Source organism: Thalassotalea agariperforans, assembly GCF_053470345.1.
The window spans coordinates 1-20648 of the sequence record NZ_JBQMWH010000025.1; the positions used below are offsets into that span (position 1 = coordinate 1).

A 20648-nucleotide genomic window follows, 5' to 3' on the forward strand; every position below is an offset into this window, starting at 1 on the left:
ATTACATTATTGGTTATTACAATCAGACTAGGCCACATAGATACAATGCTGGTTTAAGTCCAAATGAGTCAGAGAAAAGATACTGGCTAAACTACAAATACGTGGCCAATATGACTTGACCACTTCAAGGGGATGCTTTGAAGTATATGCAACTTTGCCTCCCAGTGCTCCAATTGTTCGAGTGATCCATATATTTTTTCAACTAGTTGTTGTTCTAAGTTATTTCCGCATTCAAGCCATGCTTTCAGCAACCAAGTGCCTCCCTTTTCGCAAGCTTGTGTTAATGACAAAGAAGTAATGGTGTTAGCAAAGTTAGGCTCAGAATTGTACGAGTTATATATCGTCTTAATGTCAGCTGATGATTTACCGTCCCATTCTTTTATTTCTTTTTCAATGTGCATAATTCTACCAGAAGTTTATAACGTCTAAACAGTGACGTGTTTACATGTCCGCCTGAATTGGATTATTAGCTTTTGTATAATTAATAAGACTGAAGCCAACCCATACAAACCAAACTATTTGGGAGATACCAAAAATTTCAGTCAAAATATCAGCCGGATAGACAGTTGCTATGCCCGAAGTCCCAACAAATAGCCCTAGGTAATTTAGCCATTTAGAAAATACATTGCTCGATAGATTGCTAGAACTGATTAAAAGCACCCAAATGCCACCCACTAACTCGTTACCACCTCCAAGACTTTCAGTAAGTAACATTACTATATGCCAAGTCTCTGCTGCCCTTTCGATGTTTGTTGATGCCAATTCAACAACTGAGCCTAAGCCGATGACAGATATGAACCCGCTAGCTATTACAAGCCCGACCCAAACCACCCCGAATAAAGTGCCGAGTTGACTTACAAGATGCGTCTTGTTAGTCAAATGTTTTTCATTCAACGCTAAAACTAAAACCGACAATACAACACCAAATAAGGTATAAATAGTAAAGTAAATTAACCCTATTAAAAAATGATTGTCTGTTAAATACCCAATCTGTACAGCTGTTTCTGCTGTATATGGATAAGACCAGAAAACACCAAAAAAAATGAATGCACCAATATAAATTAATGCTAATAAGATGGCGCAAAGGCCAGAAAAATAATTTAAATCTAATTTATTCACCTGTAATCCCTTAATTTTGGGTAAGGTAACGCAATATAAGCGCCTTTAACTTTTTTGCCTATAATGTTTAATAAAATAAAAACAGCCTACTGTTTAAAGTGTTCATTCCGTTTAAATGCCTTAGGTGAGCTTTGTGCCGTTTAATCTTTTGAAAATAGTTTCTGAAACAACTCTTTAGATTTTTTTAACCCTTCATCCGTTAATACAACAGATTTAGTTTTACCTATAGGATCACAAATTAAACCTTTTTTATGTAGTCGATTAGTCACTTCCCAATCAAATTGTTTCCATGCTCGAAAATGATCGTGCAATGTGAGGTACATTAAAGCTAAGGCAGCCTCATCTATTTTATCTTCATCAATCTCCATAATTAACTCCTAAGCCCTAAGGGCATCTAACGCGTTGTTGAGGGGCAAAAAACTTGTTAACTGTATACTTTGTTGAGATTAACTTTCTTTAGGTATAATTCCCCACAAAACAAGATATAAAAGAATAGTTACACCAAAAAATAAGCTACCTACAACAAAGCCAGCCTGTACACCTCCTTTACTTATTCCGTAGAATTTTGCTAAGCCGGCACAAACTCCACCGGCTATAAAAGTTGAGCCACGAGTTAGTTTTTTATTTTCTGAAGATTCCATGTGTACTCCTTGTACTACTATTCAGTTTAATATGTTGATTAAATCTTTCTTTCTACAAAAGGTTATCCGATTACTATCATTAATCTATTAAAGATCCCTTTCAAGGCAAAAGCAATATGTGAATACTCTTAGCTTTTGATTTATATCGATTAAAAGTTTTTCAAACTATTTTTATCTAACTTTATTATTTGGTGATCAAGGTTATTTTCTTCCGCTAATGTTATCGATTTATTTAACTCACTGATGATGTTATTTATGGTTAGTGTATTATCGTCAAGTTCATAAACTTGTTTTAAGCTGCGATAATAAAAAACTAAAATAGCAATTGCTGCTGTATCGTTTTCTGAAGCGGCTTTTTTAATACTTTTAAGCTTGCGATATATTTGATTTTGGCACTGTTTTAATTGCCAAACGTAATATACCTCTACAAATAAATTGCTGTTTTTAATTTTATTTAAAATAGCGCCGCACACAATCAAAGCAAGTAACACACCGGCAAGATTAAAACGAAAGTTATCACCTTCTGGTGTTGAAAATACAAAAATCAACGCTTGGCCAAAAACTAAGGCTAACAGCGTAAAACTTGCGATAAAGCCAACAATAATACGGTTTAAATGTTTACGATAACGATTTTTATCAATTTCTTGCAACTGCATTGTTAATATTTACCTTGTTAGATTTAATCATTTGTTGATACTGACACATGAGAGTAGCGAATCACTTTATTTTCAACACTGTAACGCCATACATTGGCTTGGCTAACAACGGCAATATGTTGTTTAGCGCGGGTTATGCCGGTGTATAAAAGCTCGCGAGATAATAATTTATTGTCGCTATTTTCAGGTAACACCATAAGAACATTAGAAAACTCACTGCCTTGGGTTTTATGTATTGTCATCGCGTAAACTGACTCATATTTAGGTAGTCGCGATGGGATAATACTTTTATAACCCGTGGTTTCATTGGAGTTTTCGAACATAGCCATTAAATGCCCTGACGAATTTCGCCAGATAATACCAACATCACCATTGTAAATCCCTAGTTTATGGTGATTTTCAGTAATGAGTATTGGCATGGCGTGGAAAATGCCCTGCTGCGATGTGATCAGTCCGCGTGTTTGAAAATATTGTAAAACTTGCTCATTAATAAATTCAACACCTTGTGGCCCTTTTCGTGTGGCGCATAATATTCTAAATTGATGTAACACAGTAAAAGCTTCACTGATGGAATTACTGCGAAAAAGTGGCATGTAATATTGCCGAATAAAGTCGGCTAAATAGTGGCTATTTTGTTTCTGCTGCGCTGGCGAATTATTTTCAGATTGAACGCTAAGCAGCTGCACTTGTGAATCAGAGGTACGTGTTGTTGACTCAGTTAACAATTGCCAACTGGCTTGAGAGTCACCCGCTATAACGGCTTTCGCTAGCTTGCCAATTCCCCCTTCGCCATCAAAACGTCGGCTTTTCATTAAAAACGTTAAGTGATCAGCGGCGCATTTTTTTGCTGGTACAAATTCAAAACCGGTAACAGCTTTTAAATATTGTGCATTAGCTTTACTAACACCCGGATGAGGCCGTGGAGCAATATCCGCTAAAACATTACCTACAGCAACAGCCGGTAGTTGATCAGCATCGCCTAATAACACTATTTTACAATGTTCGGGTAATGCTCGAAAAATACGTGTTAATAAGGCGAGATCAACCATTGACGCTTCATCAATTAGCAAAAAATCAATCGCTAGTAAGTTATTTTGATGATGACGAAAATTGGGGCTATTCGGAATATAACCTAACAAGCGATGTATAGTTAATGCCTCGGTGGGTATTTGTGCTAAAACCTGCTCATCAATAACACCTGAAAACTGTTGAACCGCTTGTTGTATAGATTCTGATAATCGCTGAGCCGCTTTGCCGGTTGGCGCAACTAACGCATAGCGAGTTTTGTCAGCATTAGTTGGTTGGTTTTCCTGCTTAACCGATTGCTCAAGCATCACTAAGGCCGCTAAGAACTTGGTTACGGTATAAGTTTTTCCTGTACCAGGTCCGCCAGCAATAACACTAAAGTTTTTGTTGATGGCATTAGCTACTGCCACTTTTTGCCAATCAATTTCCTGTTTGCTTTCAACATCGGTTGATGTTTGGGGAAAAAGTAACGTTAATACTTTTTCAATATCCGCGGTTGAATACAATGTATTATTAACTATGCGCTTACGTAATTCTAGATTCACTTCTTGTTCAAATAGGTAATAACGACGTAAATAAAGGTTTTCACCTGACAAAACCAATAACTGATCGTCATTATGAGCAAGCTTGAAATCACTTAACGCGCTTAGTAACTCTGTTAATGTGGGAAACAAATAACCTTGTTTACTGATATTTCCATCAGGATCGCTAGCAAAACCAAAACGTGTATTAGCAATAACAGCTAAAGGTAAACAGGTGTGACCTTGCTGAACACTTTGGCTTAATGCAATAATTGCGTGAAACAATATTTGCTGATGATGGCTTTGTACTGACACATTTTCAGATTGTTGCTCAATAGCGTTTACTAAAGCGCTAGTCACTTCTTGCGCTAAAAAGTAATCAACCGGTAACAGCTCATTAAGTTGTTGCTCAGCTTGTTGAAAATTAGCATAAACAGGATTATTCATTAATTATGCTCACTCGTTTTAGTTGATGACTCTGATATGCTTGCTGTTGTGTTGGCTGAAAACTCAGCACCACTAAATAAGCTATCGAGTTGTTCAAGTAGCTCAGGTAATACTTGAGTAAAATACACTCCGGTTTGCTGGCTATTTTTATTGCTTTGGTTAACACCACAGGGTTGGTCACTCATACCACGTAAATATAAATAAAACACGCCGCCAAAATGTTGCTCCGCTTGATAATCCGGCAGTTGCACTTTCAGATAACGATGTAACGCCAGCGAATAAATAAGGTATTGTAGGTCGTAATAATTACCTTCAATATTGATTAATAAATGTTCTTCTTGATAATCATTAAAACTGTCACCGAGATGACTCGATTTATAATCACAAACATAAAACTTACCATCCGATTGAAAAATTAAATCAATAAAACCATGCATCATGCCTTTGAGCTTTCGATATAAAGGTAAATTAACTTGTGGAGTTGTTACCTCGTTTTGGGCTCGTTCATCACTGCCAACGGTTTTGGGATCAGCCAAAAGATTGCGTTTATGGTTTCGATGATCGGACAGAATATTTGCCAAACCCGCCATATTGGCGTCTAACATTGGAAAATAAAATTCAGTTTCCCGTAAGGTATTTTCTTTAGTTAACGAAGCTAAAGTCAGCCCGTTTTTTCCAGCCAATAAAGGTGTATTAATAACCTCGGTTAACCAAGTCATTAATTCCGACTCGCTAAAGCCATCAAGCAAGTATTGGTATTTAGTTATTGGTCTTTTTAACGCTTCAGGCCAATTGGGTTGGCTAAAATCTAACAGTTCAAAAACGTCATGAAGAAAATTACCGGCTTGTGCGCCTTTGATCATTTGAAAACGCATTAAATGACTTTGCGCTTCCGCCATATCAGCACTTAAGCTGTCGTTGTCGCGATCTGGGGTTGAAATACCGCTATGACTTGTATGGCGAGTTAACGCAGAAAATGAACTTAGCCACCAATCACGCTCAATAATACTGGTAAAAGCAGGCGTTTCAATTATTGTTTGCTGTGTTTTGTTTATAGTTTCATTGGCAATGGCATGGTCCTGCTCTGCTTGCTCAGTTACTGCATTTTTAATTGTGGTCAGTTCGTCTTCTGTGATCGTCTGCAAACCAATCCCATTAGATTGCGCTAAATTTTGTAAAGCCGGTAATAACTGCCCTGCTTGCTGAACTTTTAAGGTACTGCCAATCGGCGATTTATCGGCGTGTTCAAAATCTGTGGTTAACACATAACAGCGCTGCTCGGCACGGGTAATGGCCACATATAATAATCGGATCGTTTCCGCGTGGTTTTCTGCTACCATGGCGGCTTTTGCTTCATCTGAGCCATCAAGGCTTAAGTGCAATTGCTTATTGTGATCATGATATTCAATCAGTTGAATATTTGAATTCCCCAGTTTTAATGGATGTTTATAACGACTGGCAAACGGGATAAACACCACGGGATACTCTAATCCTTTAGAACCATGCTGAGTCACTATTTTGATCAGGTCGTCGTCACTGTCTAAACGCAGTTCCGTTTCGGTAATATTTGCGGCACCTTGAATATGTTGCTCTAACCAAAATAATAATTCGTGTGGCTGATGATGCCGCTGGCTAGCAATTTGTAATAATTCAAACAAATGCAATAAATTGGTTAAAGCACGATCTTGTGCGGCTGATTGAATAACAAAATAGCCATGCATTAGTTTTAACGCCATCGACATAAAACTTTTATTCAGCCAATGTTTACGTAAATCATCAAAAGCAAATTTAAGGTTTTGCCATGCTTGCTCGTCTTGCTGTAATTGATAATAGGCTTTTGCATGATAATTAAATAAGGGAGATGCTATTGCGGCGCTGAACAAATTGTCGTTGTCACAATATAAAATGCCTTTTAATACCTGTGCTAATTGTTGTGCTTCATCACTTTCAAACAGATTACTGCGATCACTTAAATAAACACTGGCCAGGCCCGCTTGTTCAAGGGCTATTTTAATTTGCGCGGCTTCGGTACCATCTCTCACTAATATGGCAATGTTTTGTGCTTGCAATGGCTTGTTAAGAGATGTGGTTAATAATCGGTTAATTTCATGGGCGCACCAGCTCGCCATATCTGCCCGAAAGCTTTGTGGTACTTTTTGGTTATCTCCGCCCTTTTCATGTTCAAAATAAATAAATTGTAACGCTTGAAAGTTATCATTAGCGGCAAGCTCAGGTTTAGCATTTGGGCTAGCTTGTACCGGCAAATAAGGAATGTTATAGCCGAACACTTGCTGTGCACCTTCAGTTTCAAGTGAAGCGCCATAAAATAAGCGGTTGTAACCGGCGATCATATTGGCACTAGAGCGCCAGTTTGTGTCCATTACCCACTGATATTGACATTTTTCTCGTGCCGCAAGATAAGCAAAAACATCGCCGCCCCTAAAACCATAAATGGCTTGTTTAGGATCGCCTATCATAAACACCGCACAATCGTTCTTGTGATTTTGAGCAGATGTGATTTCCAGCTCATCGTCTTCTTTGCTATATAACGCATTTAAAATAGTGAATTGATCGGGATCGGTATCTTGAAATTCGTCAACTAAGGCGACGGGGTAATCCTGGCGAATACGATCGGCAAGTTGCTGGTTACTTGTTAATGCACTTGCTAAATTACTGATCAAATCATCAAAGCCAAGTACGTTAACTTGCTGCTTTTGAAGGCGAATTTTATCACGAATTTGATAAACCAAGGTTCGCACTAACGCAAAGGCTTTAGCCTTTTTTATACTTTTAGCAAACTTTTCGTAACTTGTTTTAACCGCTTTTACCGGCTCAAATACCGCTAGTAATTCTGCTTTCTGCGGTGAGCGCGCATAACGGGTGCCATTAAAAAAAGCGGTCGGCATTTTGCCATGTGTTTCTTCAATGCCGATTAACTCATCTGATGTTAGACCTGATGACAACGAGCTATATAATGACGATAGCCAAGCGTGTAACTCGTTGAACTCGGCAATACGTTCCGTTTGCTTAGCATTTTTTTGGCTATCAATTAACACTTGGTAAATCAGTGATTTATTATCATTAACACTTTTTATGGCCAATTGAACTTCTTGGCCAAAGTTTTCGCAAATAACGGCTTCTGATAACACATCTAGCACACTACGTTGATAAATGGCTTTGGCAAAAGCTGAAATAAAACTGTCGGGTGTTTGCCAAAATTCACTTAGCAATAAAAAGGCTTGCGGCTGATCGCTGGCTAAAATGCGGTAGCAATCTTGGGTGGCCTGCTGAACAATATCGGATAAGTCTGTTTCTAAGCTGGCATCAAAGGCCATTTTAGTGGCAAAAGCATGCTCGGTTAACACGCGCTGACAAAAACCATGAATGGTAAAAATAGCCGCTTCATCCAAAAATAATAGCGCTTTTTTTAATAAAAATTGTGCTTCTTCGTTTGATACGGTTTCGGCAATAGCTTGATAAAATACATCGCTTTGTATTAACTGAGGCCAATCCGCGAGGGCTTGTCGTATGGTGCTGTCAATACGACCTTTTAATTCTTGAGTCGCATCTTTAGTAAAGGTCATAACCAGTATTTTTTCTACCGGTAATTTTCGCTCTAGCAGCATTCTTAAATATATACGCGTAATATTAAAGGTTTTACCAGTACCCGCACTCGCTTCAATTAAGTGTTTACCACTGAGATTAATACGATGGGCGACGAGATTTTGAGAGACTAAATTTTGGCTCATTTCTTTTTCACCACCGCTGAAAATAAAGGGAAATATAAAGTTTCAAGTACGTTTTGATAATCTGAGAACTCAGGTACTTTCGGCCAAAAATAGCGTATGTAAGGATCATTACCTAACGGCGCAGGTAAATTGTTATCTTGCCAATAAAGTTCAAATTCAGTTTGCTCAAATGGCTTATTTTTAACCCGCTTGCTAACATAAGTTTCACCTAAGGCAGCATTGAGTAATAAGGCTTGTTGCTGCCCTTTTAAGTAAGCCAATAATAATTCAGATAATAACGTCTGACTTGATGAATAAGCATTCACTTGGTATTGAATAACTTTTTGCGCCTTAGTATCAAAGTACACGCCTTGGACACCGTTAATATTGGCTAACTGTGTTGATTCACACGCTGACTCACCATTAAGCGCGATTAACTGATGCTCTTGCAATATTAGTTGATAAAGCGCCATGGTTAACAAGTCTTTCGCTTTTGCTGTACTACTACGAAATACCACAACATGCTGACCTAACACAGGCATGCGGCAAGTTAAATTAACGGTTAGTTTTGATTTATTTGTTAAACCCGCTTGGGCATCTTGATTGTTAATCGGTATATCATCAAGGATTATTGGTAATGTGACATCATGGTAAATTAGGTTAATACCCTGCTGATCGGTAAGCTGCTGTTCATGATTAAAATCAAGCGCTTGCAGTGCCTGAGCAAAAACTTGGCTGTCTTGCTGCCAGCGTGTTAATAATTCTGGCGTTGACGGTAATTCGGGAAGTTCACCGCTTAATTGGTTGATCTGATTTAACTGGTTTAGCTTATTTTGTTTATCATCAGCTAATAGTTGGCAATCTAAAGCAATGTCTAATGCGGCTTGGCGATATAAATAGCTACTCAGTGGATTTGGCGTAAAAGGTTCATGATCAGACAGTTGCTGTTCGTAACGACGAAACGATAAATCAAGTTGCTGCTCTGCAAAACATTTAGCCGGATGAACAAAAAACTGAATAAGTTGCTCAAACGTTAAGTTCAAGGTTTGTTCGCTATGAGTTGTAGGAGTTTCTTGAACTTGTTGCTTAATAGCAAGCGGCTCAGGCGTATGTTGCGCTTGCCCACGATTGACAAGTTCCAACCATTTTAGATCAAAGCCCGGCCATTTACCTTGATAATTTTTCTCACTAAATGCCTGCATCGGTAATTGACGAATATGACAATTGGGCTGATCTAATTGACATTGCCAACCATAAGCATCAGTTAAATAAGCAAACAATTCTTTTAATACTAACGAGGGCTGTTTTTCGCTGTTATTTTTAATATTTCGCCCTTGGTAACTTAGATATAAAGCTTGTCTGGCAGAAATAAGTGCTTCTAAAAATAAGTATCTATCATCACCACGACGCGATCGATCACCAATGCGACTGGGTGTTTGTTGCATAAGATCAAACGCTTGTGGTTTACGCTGACGCGGAAAGTCACCATCGTTTAATCCTAAAACCGCAATCACTTTAAATGGAATACTGCGCATCGGTAACATAGAGCAAAAAGTAACTTGGCCAACCATAAATTGTCGACCAGGATCTGGCTGGCTAAAGTGATGATTTAAAAACTCTTGCACAATCGCTAATGAAACGCCATTAACAAACTGCGCTTCTTGGCTATATTCTACTAATTGTTCTATCGCTTGATGAATAATATCAATAGCATCTGAGCCGGTATCAGCAAAACAATTATCAACTAGCTGATGTAAATATTGCTGCCATTGCAATGGCGTACGAGTTTGATTTAAACGCTGGGCATAATGTTGTAATTGCTCTAATACTAACATCAGTTGGCCCAGCAAAATGGCATCACTACCTTCAATAGTTGATAGCAAAAACTGCTCTTGCTGCAAAGCATCATGATCGGCAAAAGCAAAACCACGCATTAAGCGAGAAAGCCCTTGTTGCCAAGTAAATTGTGATGACGCCTCGGTTGTGCTTAATACTTGGGCTTTGTGAGCTTTATCTAAGCCCCAATGAATGTTCGCTTGTGCTAACCAAGCACTGATTTTATCTAATTCATCATCAGTAAAATTAAACTTAGCTTGCACCGCATTTAATCGTAAAAAGCCCAATAACTGGCTAACTTGAAAACGACTATCCGGTAAAGATAATAAATCAACAAACGCGGCTACTAATGGCTCCGCATCTTTACTAACCCGATCGGCAATTGAACAAGGCAAAGGTGGAATATTATTAGCTAACTCTTGCCAACCACGCGCAAATACCGCATCAACATACGGCGCATATTGCTCTATTTGTGGACACATCACCAAAACATCTTTCGGCGTTAAACTGTGATCTTGGTTAAATTGATGTAATAACCAATCATGTAATCCTTGAACTTCTCTTAGCGGACTATGGGCACTAGTGATGGTGATCGAATCATCAATTACCTGCTGCGGCGTTTGACGAGCATCGTGTAAGGTTAAAATGTCGTGCTGAAGCGCAGATAATATTGACGGTGTTTGTGCCTGCACATTACTCGTTAGTTCAGCATTATCTAGCTCACTATTAGCTTGCTCAAAAACGTCAAATTGATAGGTACTATAACCTTGTAGCAAGGCTAAAAATTCTCGTCCTTGTTGTCCTAAATTAGCTAATAACGGATTGCCAATGTCATGGTGAAAATCATCAAAACCTTGTGTCCAATCATCAATTTGTTTAAACACTTGTTTTTCACTTTTAATATCGCCCCAATAATCAGCACAGGGGTTTAAGTGAAAAAAGTGTACTTGGGTATATTCACTTAATTGATGAATAAACTCTAGCCACATCGGCGCCATTGCATTAATACCAAAGAAACAAATGCGTTTTGGCAGATGAGGTTGATAGTCAGCTAAATTTTGGCACGCCTGCTTGATTAAAGTTTCTGGGTTATAAGCGCTTTCTGCTTGTAATAACGACCAAAGTTTAGCCTGCCAAGTTAACACCGTTAAAACATCACCTGACAATGTTGATGGATCATTTTGTGAATGAAGGTTTGGCTCTGATATTGAAAAATCTCCTGCTTGCCAACGGTGTAACCAATCAGGACGGAAAATTAAATACTGTTCAAATAAATCGGCTAGTTGCACTGCCAGTTGATATTGTTTTAGATCATCAATATTTGCTACTGGCTTAATTTGTTCAGGTGTTGTTTTGGCTTGTGCTGACGATGAAAAATAACTGACAACAGTGGCAAAATCGGTATCTTTTAATACCTGGTCTGTTTGTAATAAGCGATATATACGCCAACTTAATACTTCTCTTGAATAGGGTGATTGATCTGGTACAACTTCTTTACTAGCAACGCTTCTAGCAAGTTTCCATAAAAACTGAGCTGGTAACGCGTAATCAATATTCATACTAATGCCGCGAGTATTAGCGACGGACACGTTAAGCCAGTGTTGCATGCCAGCATTTTGAACAACAATGACTTCTTTTTCAAAAATAGGTAATGGTGAAACTTGTTGAACTTTATTTAAAAGCTCTAACAAATATTCCATTTTGTTAGCGGGATAGAGGTAAATCAAGAGCAAGCCAAATGACAAATTTCAGTAACGAAATTACATCATATTGGCCGGCACAAAACTAGTTAAAAAAAGAAAACTTATTACAATTAAAGCTAACTCTAAGAAATGAAATCGATATGTCGTTGATAAAAATCACCGATGATAGGCAAGGTATATTTATGACCAATAATGGCACTGTAAAGACCGTAACACCAAGCAGCAATTAAAAAGAGATTAATTATCCACCCCACTAAAGGAACAAATGCTAAGATCATAGCAGTGACAAACAATCCTAACGATTGCCGTAAATGAAAACGCGCTAAAGGGTCTTTATCTTTGCCATGCAAAACAAGTGCAATAAGCCAACCGACAATGGTCATATAACTTAAAATGGCAATAAATTTGGTGCGATCATTCGATGTAAGCTGCTCACTAACCTGCATAATGCTCTCCCTATTTAATCACTACCTATTCTTTAGTAGTTAAGTTAATTCTAGTAAGCAAACATTACATCAGCAAACCTAATTACAATTTATTATCAGAAAATTAAAACGGTAACTTATACCAATCCGTATAAGAAAATGATCGCTTAGCGAGAATTTAAAGGCTTAGAGGCAAGGCATGAAGAGAATGGTATTAGCTATATTTTGCTAAAATTTTCGCTAAATCATCAGGTAAAGGCATGGTTTTAAAGGCGCTGACATTGGTACCACCAGTATTCCCTACTGGTACCCAAAGCTTAGAAAAAACCAACGCGGCAAGCATTCTTAATGCTTGCCCTAACATAGCAGTAAACTTTTGTTGTTTTACTGCTATTTTAAACATCCACCAATGACTTAGTAGATGCGCTTTGGTATTTTTTTGGCCAAGAATATGCGCTCTTTCTAAATGGGAAAAAGCGAGTTCAAAAGCGCCATCGTTATAAGCCGTTGACGCTTTTAACATTTCAATTGAATAATACTTGGCTAATTTTTTATGCATGTAACTTTTATCTCGCTACCGGTTCAAACAATTGCAATAAAGCCGTAACCGGATGGATCGGTTTGTATTTTTCAAAGCGTTTAACTTGGCTACGACATGAAAAACCAGTGGCTAAAATTTGCGATCGGTCATGTTTATCAAGTTGTGGTTGCCAACTCATTTCATACAAGGCTTTTGAGTTTTCGTAATTTGACACTTCATGACCATAAGTACCAGCCATACCACAACAACCGGTTGGTATTTTACCGAGCGATAAACCAAAGGTAGTAAAAATATCACACCATTGGTCTTCACTTTTCGCTAACATGGTTTTTTCAGTACAGTGGGCAAATAATTTATAATCGATACTTTCTTTAGCATCACTATTGTTAATTTGCTGCTGAATATCATCACGGGAAAATTTATCTTTATTGGCAAATAACCATTCATGGCTTAATAAAACATTAAAATCACCACGTTTGTCTTTTAAAATTTGTTTATATTCATCGCGATAACATAACACTAATGAGGCATCTAAGCCCACCATCGGAATATTTAACTCGGCAATGTTATTTAAAAACTGGGCAGTATTTTTTGCCGTTTTAGCAAACTTCGCTAAAAAGCCTTTCACATGTTGGGCTTTACCATTAGGTTTAAATGGCAGTAATACCGGTTTAAATCCTAAACGATTAATTAATGCCATAAAGTCAGCAACCGTTTCAGCTTCATAAAAAGAAGTGAATGGGTCTTGCACAATAAACACAAACTCGTCACGCTCAACTTGTGGTAATTGGCTAAAATAACTTAAATCAAATTCATCGTAACAAGCTTGATCAGTAATTTCTTTTAAGGTTGGTGATGATAACAACGGCGTGTCACGATAACCTATAGTCTTACGCGAAAAGCTTTCGTAAACATTACTTGCTAACACACTATTAATTAATTTAGGCGCTTTTGCCATTAATGGCGCTAAAGTTTCAACATTTGCCACTAAATGATCTTTCATTGGACGGGCATAACGCGAATGATAAAGGTTGATAAATCGCGCTCTAAAATCTGGCACATCCACTTTAATTGGGCATTGGCTAGCGCATGCTTTACAAGCTAAACAACCTTGCATCGCTTCCATTACTTCATGAGAAAAATCATCGTCGTGTTGTTTGTTTAAAGTATAGTTAAGCGAATATTTAACCTTATCCACCAAACGTTTTACTGACCAACCTTGAATTTTATTTTCTAACGCTAATACATCAACGCCTTGGTTTTGTAATAAACGTAACCACTCTCGCATCAAGCCAGCTCTACCTTTTGGCGAATGACGACGGTCACGCGTAACCTTACTTGAAGGACACATAGGGCTAGTAGCGTCATAATTAAAACATAAGCCGTTACCATTACAGTCAAGCGCAGAAGAAAAAGAGTCTTTAACATTAACCGGAATTTGACGGTCGAAAAAACCACGTTTTTGGTCGTCAACCGAAACCAGTTTTTCATCTGAATCAATGGGAGTACAGATTTTTCCTGGGTTCATTTTATTAAAGGGGTCAAAAGCCGTTTTAATTTTTCTAAGCTCATTAAACAGCTCTTCGCCAAAAAATTCAGGGCTATATTCACTACGGTAACCTTTACCGTGTTCACCCCACATTAAACCGCCATATTTAGCAGTTAAGGTAACGACTTTGTCTGAAATTTCACGTAAGAGTTTTTCTTGTTCAGGATCACACATATCAAGTGCTGGGCGCACATGTAACACACCTGCATCAACATGCCCAAACATACCATATTGCAAACCGTAACCGTCTAATAACTCACGAAACTCAACAATATAATCGGCTAAGTTTTCTGGTGGTACCGCCGTGTCTTCAGCAAACGCTAACGGTTTTTGTGCCCCTTGTGTATTACCTAATAAGCCCACAGCTTTTTTGCGCATGGCATAAAGTTTACCAATGCTAGCTAAATCGGAAGTTACTTGATAGCCAATCACCCCTTTATTGGCGGCAATTTCTTCGTCTAATAATTCAGTCAGCTCAGCTACCTGAGTGCTGATTTCTTCCTCGCTTTCACTGTTGTATTCAACCATATTGATGCCATCCATCACTTGGCCTTCAACTTCGGTGATCATGTCACTGACGGAATGCCAAACAATGTCTTTTTTCGCTAGGTTTAATACTTTTGAATCTATGGTTTCTACTGACGTTGCTTTCGCCGAGACTAAAAAAGGCGAATGACGTAAGGCTGAATCAAAACTGTCGTATTTAATATTAATAATGGTTTTATGTTTAGCAATTGGCGTAACATTCAGTTTTGCTTCACAGACAAACGCTAATGAGCCTTCAGAGCCTGTGATCACTCGTGATAGGTCAAACTCTGACATATCTTTATTAAATACGTTTTCTAAATCATAACCGGTTAAAAAACGATTTAACCTCGGGAATTTAGCTAAAATTTTATCGCGGTTATCGGTACAGCTTGTTAATACCGCAGCCATAATACGGCCAGTAGAAGAAGCTTCTTTAGATAAGGCTTGTGCTTGGCTTAAACTTAATGGCGCAGTTGATAATAAATCGCCATTTGCTAACACTGACTCCAAACCTAAAACATGATCTGAGGTTTTACCATAAACTAACGAACCTTGGCCGGAAGCATCAGTGTTGATCATACCACCTAAGGTTGCGCGGTTACTGGTTGAACAATCCGGCGAAAAGAAAAAACCATACGGGCGTAAAAAATCATTTAATTGATCTTTAATTACCCCTGCTTGTACCCGTACCCACTTTTCTTCAACATTAATTTCTAAAATGTTGTTCATGTGTTTTGATAAATCAACAACAATGCCTGGCGTTAAACTTTGGCCGTTGGTACCAGTACCGCCACCACGGGCGCTAAACTTTATTTCGTTAAATTCCGCTTGTGAGGCTAATTGACTGATCGCTTGAACATCTTCAATCGACTTAGGATGCACTACCATTTGCGGTAATTGTTGATAAACACTGTTATCGGTAGCAACCGCAAGGCGAGCACTATACTGAAAGTTAATATCACCCGTAAAACTTGTTGCTTGAAGTTTGTTGGCAAATTCTTGATACAAAGGTGACACTGAAAATTGAGGTTCTAACCGCGGTAACATAAAGCTTAATTCTGTTGATGAGGTAAAAAAGTGACAACATTATATCATGGTGATTTCACCTTTTTGTACTGAAATAGCCTCATATTGAGAGTTTTTTCAACATTTGCGCTGACTTTTTATTTATTTATCGCAATTATCTTGATTATGGGTAGGCGTTTAGTTAAAAACATTTTACAGTAAGCTTATGTTTTATCCTGTGTTCTTGTTATTTTGAAAATTCAGTTTGTTGATAGTATCGAAAAAATAAATAGAGCCGATTGGCAAGCACTGGTGTCCTCATCATGCCCTTTTATTCAATACGATTATTTTTTCGCACTTGAAAATAGCCGCTCTGCCTGTGTTGAACGAGGTTGGCAGCCGCATCATTTGGTAGTAACTGATGAGCATGAACAGCTCCAAGCTATTTTTCCTATGTACATTAAGCAGCATTCTTGGGGTGAATATGTTTTTGATTGGGCTTGGGCTGAGGCATATGAACGTTATCAACTACCCTATTACCCTAAACTGGTTGCGAGTATTCCTTTTACCCCCGTGCCTTGTGAAAAGTTACTGATAAATAATGTAACGGCGCCACTTAACCTTGAACAGATATTTAATGAACTTAGCCAATATTGCCAAAAGCATGAACTTAACAGCTGGCATAGTTTGTTTATTGCACCGAACCAATTAGCTAACAAGCAAGCACAACACATTGAACCGGCAACCATTGAAGTTGAACCAAGTACATCGTTAGCTGACTATTACCTTCGTCACACTGTGCAATTTCATTGGTTTAATAGAAACTATCAAACTTTTGATGAGTTTTTAGCGGGTTTTACTGCAAGAAAGCGAAAAAACACGAAAAAAGAACGGTTATCAATTGCAAAGCAAGGTTTAAGTATTGAACAATTAACCGGCAAACAGCTAACCCAAAAAGAGCTCGACTACTTTTATTTAGCTTATCAGTTAACCTATTTAAAAAAAGGTCATCAGCCTCATCTTACTTATCAATTTTTTGAGCAAATTTTTAACCACTTTGCTGATAACATACTGTTAGTGGTAGCAAGCCATGAACAACGTCAAGAACGGGTTGCTTGTGCTTTATTTTTTTACGATCAAGATACCTTGTATGGCCGTTATTGGGGCTGTAGTGAACAATTTAACAATTTGCATTTTGAACTCTGTTATTATCAAGGCATAGAGTTTTGTATTCAAAACAATTTAACGCGTTTTAATCCAGGTACACAAGGCGAACATAAAATACAACGAGGCTTTGAACCTGTGTTAACCCATTCTTATCATTGGGTTAAGCATGCTGAATTTAAACCGGCAATTAAAGCGTTTTGCCAGCAAGAATGCCAGCAAATGCAAATTTATCAAAAGCAATGCCAGCAAGCATTACCCTTTAATGCTGAGCATGTAACTAGGCGATAAGTTTAATCATAACTTTTAACTGTTAACCAAGGAACAGTCATGTCATTAAGTTTCTCACAAGCTTGTGAAAATAATAAAGCGCCCATTTTATCGGTTTTAACACAAGCATTTAAAGAGCAAAAACACGTGCTTGAAATAGGCTCAGGTACTGGCCAACATGCAGTTTATTTTGCTGAACACTTACCACAGCTTCATTGGCAAACCAGTGATTTAGACATTAATCACCCAGGGATCAGTGAACGGGTAAAACAAAGTGCTTTAAACAATCTATCTTTACCACTATCCCTTGATTTGAATAAACCTTGGCCAGCATTAGCCCAAAGAATTGATGGTATCTTTACCGCGAATACTTTACATATTGTTAGTTGGGATTTAGTTGAAAAGTTCTTTCAAGGGGTTAACCATAACCTCGCTGAAGGAGGCATTTTATGTATTTATGGGCCGTTTAATTATAACGGAAAGTTTACTAGCGAGAGTAATGCAAACTTTGATTTATGGCTAAAAGATAGGGATAAAAACAGTGGCATCCGAGATATTGAAGCCATCATTAAATTAGCGGATAACGCCGGCTTAGCACTTATCGATGATCATGCAATGCCGGCGAATAATCGCTTATTGACCTTTAAAAATATTTAAGCCTTTATTAGCGCTTTATTACTAACCTCAAAAGTACCAACTAATTGTTGTAGTTTACTTGCCGTAATATCAACTTGATTTGAACTTTGCGCTAACTCTTGAATAGAGTTAGCCATACGGTAAGTTACTTCCATTACTTCATGGGCTGTTTCACCATTTTTGGCACTGTTTTGTTCTATAACTCCGATAACCTCGAACATTTTATCAACAATATTATGTAATTCATTGTTTTCAGAAGACACCGCTTGGGTAAGTTTTAAACTTTCATCAACATCACTAACGCTATGTTCCATAAAACTTACCGCTTGTTGAGTTTCATCTTGTAGGCTTTGGATCATAGTTTGAATATCATTAGCAGCATCAGAAGTACGCGATGCTAATCCACGAACTTCATCGGCGACTACTGAAAACCCTCGGCCATGCTCACCAGCTCGAGCCGCTTCAATAGCCGCATTTAATGCTAATAAATTAGTTTGACGGGTAATGTCGGTGATCACATTAACAATTGTGCCGATATCACTCATCCGCATATCTATTGACTTAACACTATTAGCCGTTTTCTCAACAACATCACGAATTGCTTGTGTGCCTGCTTTAGCATTTTCAAAATTATCTTTGGCCTTTTCAACAACAACAGCCATAGATGTTTTCATTTCTTCGGCGGTATCTGCAGCATGCAAAATAACTTCTCGTTGCTGTTCAATTAACCCGTTCATCACTTTCATGGCATCATGTACTTGGCTAGAACTTGCATGTGCTTCTTCATTGCGTTGCAGCATGACTTCGTTAGTCCCTTTTACATTATGCGAGGCATGAATAACTTGCCCAACAATACCATCTAAATTATCAATAAAACTATTCACCCAACGGCTCATATCGCCAGTTTCATCATGTTTTATCGTACTTGGATCAAGACGCTGAGTTAAGTTTCCCTCACCTTCAGCGATCGTACGAATAACAGAGGTCATTTTATTTAATCGTTTTGAAACTTTATTGGTACCCAAAGCAGAAAAAGCAAAACAACTAAGAAAAACCAGAAATGCTGAAATCGAGCTAACAACAATTGGCGATAGATCAGTAAAATAACTTAACGCATTATTAGTTGCTAATAACCCAGTAACAAAAATCAAATAAATTTTAACTAAACTCAAATTAATCGAGCGTCGACGATACACTTCTTCCAAATCACCTTCACACATCATTCCCCATTTATCTAATGAACCAGGAAGGCTAAAAGTGGTTCCTTTACCGATAACTGGTATATGACGGTAATCAGAATAACCTGGATAAGTTACAAAAAGATTATGGCCATGCTTGATGGTTTCTCTAACGCCAGGATGAAGTTCACCAGTGGCGGGATCAGTAAAGCGAATTTCAAACTCAGTATGTTTTTTAATTTTTACTTCACCATAATCGGTACTAACGCCTGATTTTAAATTTTCACCATGGCTAAAGGTATTATCTTCAAAGCGTGAGCGTGATAAAGCAATGCCCGGTTGTATACTCGGATCAAATTTAGAATCCACCATAAACAAATAATTATCACCTGATTCTTGGTAGATATGTCCTGCTTCTCGCTGAATTAAATCTCCAAGCACATCATTAGGTACACGACCACATAAATAACCTTGTAGCTCATCACCATTAAATAATGGTAAATAAAACATCAAAGTAACTTCATCATGAAATTTTGATGTTGAAGCGCCAATCGTTAAAGTATCAGGATCAACATAAGGCCCATGTAAAAACCGGCCATTGCTGGCTTGCTCACGAGCACGAGTATGAGGTGATTGTTTACCGATTGATCTTGTTGCTGTTGAATGTGTTACTAATCCATGCGTATTTAAGATAAATAACTCAGAAAAGTCAGGCGCATCATTTAATTTATTCTTTAAAAAAACATCGCAGTGATTAAATTGATTATTCAGTAAAATATTAGCTAAAGCTGATAAATGATCCCAATGATTTTCTGTCCATTGTTGTAATAATTTGATGCGTGTTGCAGCAATGCCTTCAAACGTTTGTTCTACAGAATGATAGCGTGAACGATTAACAAAACATGACCAAGCTAAAGAAAACTTACCATTGGCGCCAAACCAAGGTAACCATCGGCGTTCTTTTGAGGTTAAATTCATTGAAAGGCTTTTTAACTGCATAGTGATACCCTTGATGTCATGTTTAATTAATTGCTAGCGTTGAAGGTGACTTAACTGATTAAGTTAAGCAATTTAAACACCAGAAATTAACCTTTGACAAAAACTAAAATTACTTTTTTAAAACATCTTTAAAACAATAAGTTACAACACAATCATAAGTAAATATTTAGGTCTTATTACAACTTTCATAAAGCACAAATTTGGTGCGCACCTAACGCAAACAAATGAATCACCAAAACAGTGCAACAATAAGAAGGTAAAACAAATAAAAAACGAACACAAAAACACACCAAATTAGTGCAAATCAGCTATTGATACTAGAGCGTGTTGACCTTTCAAGTATAATTTTTGTTCTAACTGAGCGCTTTCAGAACAAGGCGCGAGGGATGTAATATAGTTATTATCGACAACTGCTCCTGCCTTGATCTAATTTTTTTATTGAAGATGAACTTAAAAAGAGATGATAAATATTGAATTTATAATAAGAAATTACGATAGAATTTGAGTCTGTTAAAACAAAAAAGGATGGCGTTTAGGCCATCCTTTTTATTAGGGTCTGTTTATCTTTGTTTAATAATTCAGCTGAGAGATAAAATCGTTTTAATCAAGGCTGAAATTATGTCGTTTAGTCATCTAAACCAATAATTTTTAACGCCGAGTAAAGCGATTTTAGCCT

14 protein-coding genes are annotated in these 20648 nt (G+C 37.6%); 2 read left to right on the forward strand and 12 right to left on the reverse strand.

What is annotated here, in order from left to right:
- Positions 1-86: 86 nt before the first annotated feature.
- The 11 genes from ACSLUO_RS17240 to ydiJ form a co-directional block, all read right to left on the reverse strand.
- Positions 87-401, reverse strand: coding sequence for a hypothetical protein (locus ACSLUO_RS17240; RefSeq protein WP_448250481.1), 315 nt, complete (start codon positions 399-401; stop codon positions 87-89).
- 40 nt (positions 402-441) lie between these two features.
- On the reverse strand, positions 442-1119 hold the full coding sequence (locus ACSLUO_RS17245; RefSeq protein ID WP_448250457.1) for a hypothetical protein: 678 nt from the start codon (positions 1117-1119) through the stop codon (positions 442-444).
- A gap of 140 nt (positions 1120-1259) precedes the next feature.
- Complete coding sequence (locus ACSLUO_RS17250) at positions 1260-1487, reverse strand: DUF6429 family protein (protein ID WP_448250459.1); 228 nt, start codon at positions 1485-1487, stop codon at positions 1260-1262.
- 78 nt (positions 1488-1565) lie between these two features.
- A complete protein-coding gene (locus ACSLUO_RS17255; RefSeq protein WP_448250461.1) occupies positions 1566-1760 on the reverse strand; it encodes a PspC domain-containing protein in 195 nt (64 codons plus the stop codon).
- 149 nt (positions 1761-1909) lie between these two features.
- Positions 1910-2416 carry a DUF3087 family protein gene (locus ACSLUO_RS17260; RefSeq protein ID WP_448250463.1) on the reverse strand — a complete coding sequence of 169 codons (507 nt, stop codon included), beginning with the start codon at positions 2414-2416 and terminating at the stop codon, positions 1910-1912.
- Positions 2417-2439: 23 nt separating this feature from the next.
- Complete coding sequence (recD, locus tag ACSLUO_RS17265) at positions 2440-4410, reverse strand: exodeoxyribonuclease V subunit alpha (RefSeq protein ID WP_448250464.1); 1971 nt, start codon at positions 4408-4410, stop codon at positions 2440-2442.
- On the reverse strand, positions 4410-8159 hold the full coding sequence (recB, locus tag ACSLUO_RS17270; protein WP_448250466.1) for an exodeoxyribonuclease V subunit beta: 3750 nt from the start codon (positions 8157-8159) through the stop codon (positions 4410-4412). Before recB ends, recD begins: the two co-directional genes overlap by 1 nt.
- Positions 8156-11719, reverse strand: coding sequence for an exodeoxyribonuclease V subunit gamma (gene recC / locus ACSLUO_RS17275; protein ID WP_448250468.1), 3564 nt, complete (start codon positions 11717-11719; stop codon positions 8156-8158). The genes recB and recC overlap by 4 nt, the downstream gene beginning before the upstream one ends.
- Positions 11720-11799: 80 nt before the next feature.
- Positions 11800-12123: a DUF4870 domain-containing protein gene (locus tag ACSLUO_RS17280; RefSeq protein ID WP_448250470.1), complete on the reverse strand. Its 324-nt coding sequence runs from the start codon at positions 12121-12123 to the stop codon at positions 11800-11802.
- A 193-nt stretch (positions 12124-12316) separates the two neighbouring features.
- On the reverse strand, positions 12317-12661 hold the full coding sequence (locus tag ACSLUO_RS17285) for a DUF3703 domain-containing protein (RefSeq protein ID WP_448250472.1): 345 nt from the start codon (positions 12659-12661) through the stop codon (positions 12317-12319).
- A 7-nt stretch (positions 12662-12668) separates the two neighbouring features.
- A complete protein-coding gene (ydiJ, locus tag ACSLUO_RS17290; RefSeq protein ID WP_448250474.1) occupies positions 12669-15767 on the reverse strand; it encodes a D-2-hydroxyglutarate dehydrogenase YdiJ in 3099 nt (1032 codons plus the stop codon).
- A 210-nt stretch (positions 15768-15977) separates the two neighbouring features.
- Between ydiJ and ACSLUO_RS17295 the strand changes: the two genes are divergently transcribed.
- Together ACSLUO_RS17295 and ACSLUO_RS17300 are read left to right on the forward strand one after the other, a co-directional pair.
- Positions 15978-17180 carry a GNAT family N-acetyltransferase gene (locus ACSLUO_RS17295; protein WP_448250475.1) on the forward strand — a complete coding sequence of 401 codons (1203 nt, stop codon included), beginning with the start codon at positions 15978-15980 and terminating at the stop codon, positions 17178-17180.
- A 39-nt stretch (positions 17181-17219) separates the two neighbouring features.
- Positions 17220-17816 (forward strand): DUF938 domain-containing protein, encoded by a 597-nt coding sequence (locus ACSLUO_RS17300; RefSeq protein ID WP_448250477.1) that lies wholly within the window; start codon positions 17220-17222, stop codon positions 17814-17816.
- On the opposite strand, the gene ACSLUO_RS17305 is transcribed toward ACSLUO_RS17300, so the two are convergent.
- Entirely contained in the window at positions 17813-19972 is a 2160-nt protein-coding gene (locus tag ACSLUO_RS17305; RefSeq protein WP_448250479.1) for a methyl-accepting chemotaxis protein, read from the reverse strand. The two genes, ACSLUO_RS17300 and ACSLUO_RS17305, sit on opposite strands and share 4 nt — an antisense overlap.
- Positions 19973-20648: the final 676 nt, after the last annotated feature.

Excerpts from the sequence above, each read along its gene's own strand:
- ACSLUO_RS17240 (WP_448250481.1), bottom strand. The coding sequence starts at position 401 with ATGCACATTGAAAAAGAAATAAAAGAATGGGACGGTAAATCATCAGCT.
- ACSLUO_RS17250 (WP_448250459.1), bottom strand. The coding sequence starts at position 1,487 with ATGGAGATTGATGAAGATAAAATAGATGAGGCTGCCTTAGCTTTAATG.
- ACSLUO_RS17255 (WP_448250461.1), bottom strand. The coding sequence starts at position 1,760 with ATGGAATCTTCAGAAAATAAAAAACTAACTCGTGGCTCAACTTTTATA.
- ACSLUO_RS17260 (WP_448250463.1), bottom strand. The coding sequence starts at position 2,416 with ATGCAGTTGCAAGAAATTGATAAAAATCGTTATCGTAAACATTTAAAC.
- recD (WP_448250464.1), bottom strand. The coding sequence starts at position 4,410 with ATGAATAATCCTGTTTATGCTAATTTTCAACAAGCTGAGCAACAACTT.
- recB (WP_448250466.1), bottom strand. The coding sequence starts at position 8,159 with ATGAGCCAAAATTTAGTCTCTCAAAATCTCGTCGCCCATCGTATTAAT.
- ACSLUO_RS17280 (WP_448250470.1), bottom strand. The coding sequence starts at position 12,123 with ATGCAGGTTAGTGAGCAGCTTACATCGAATGATCGCACCAAATTTATT.
- ACSLUO_RS17285 (WP_448250472.1), bottom strand. The coding sequence starts at position 12,661 with ATGCATAAAAAATTAGCCAAGTATTATTCAATTGAAATGTTAAAAGCG.
- ydiJ (WP_448250474.1), bottom strand. The coding sequence starts at position 15,767 with ATGTTACCGCGGTTAGAACCTCAATTTTCAGTGTCACCTTTGTATCAA.
- ACSLUO_RS17300 (WP_448250477.1), top strand. The coding sequence starts at position 17,220 with ATGTCATTAAGTTTCTCACAAGCTTGTGAAAATAATAAAGCGCCCATT.
- ACSLUO_RS17305 (WP_448250479.1), bottom strand. The coding sequence starts at position 19,972 with ATGCAGTTAAAAAGCCTTTCAATGAATTTAACCTCAAAAGAACGCCGA.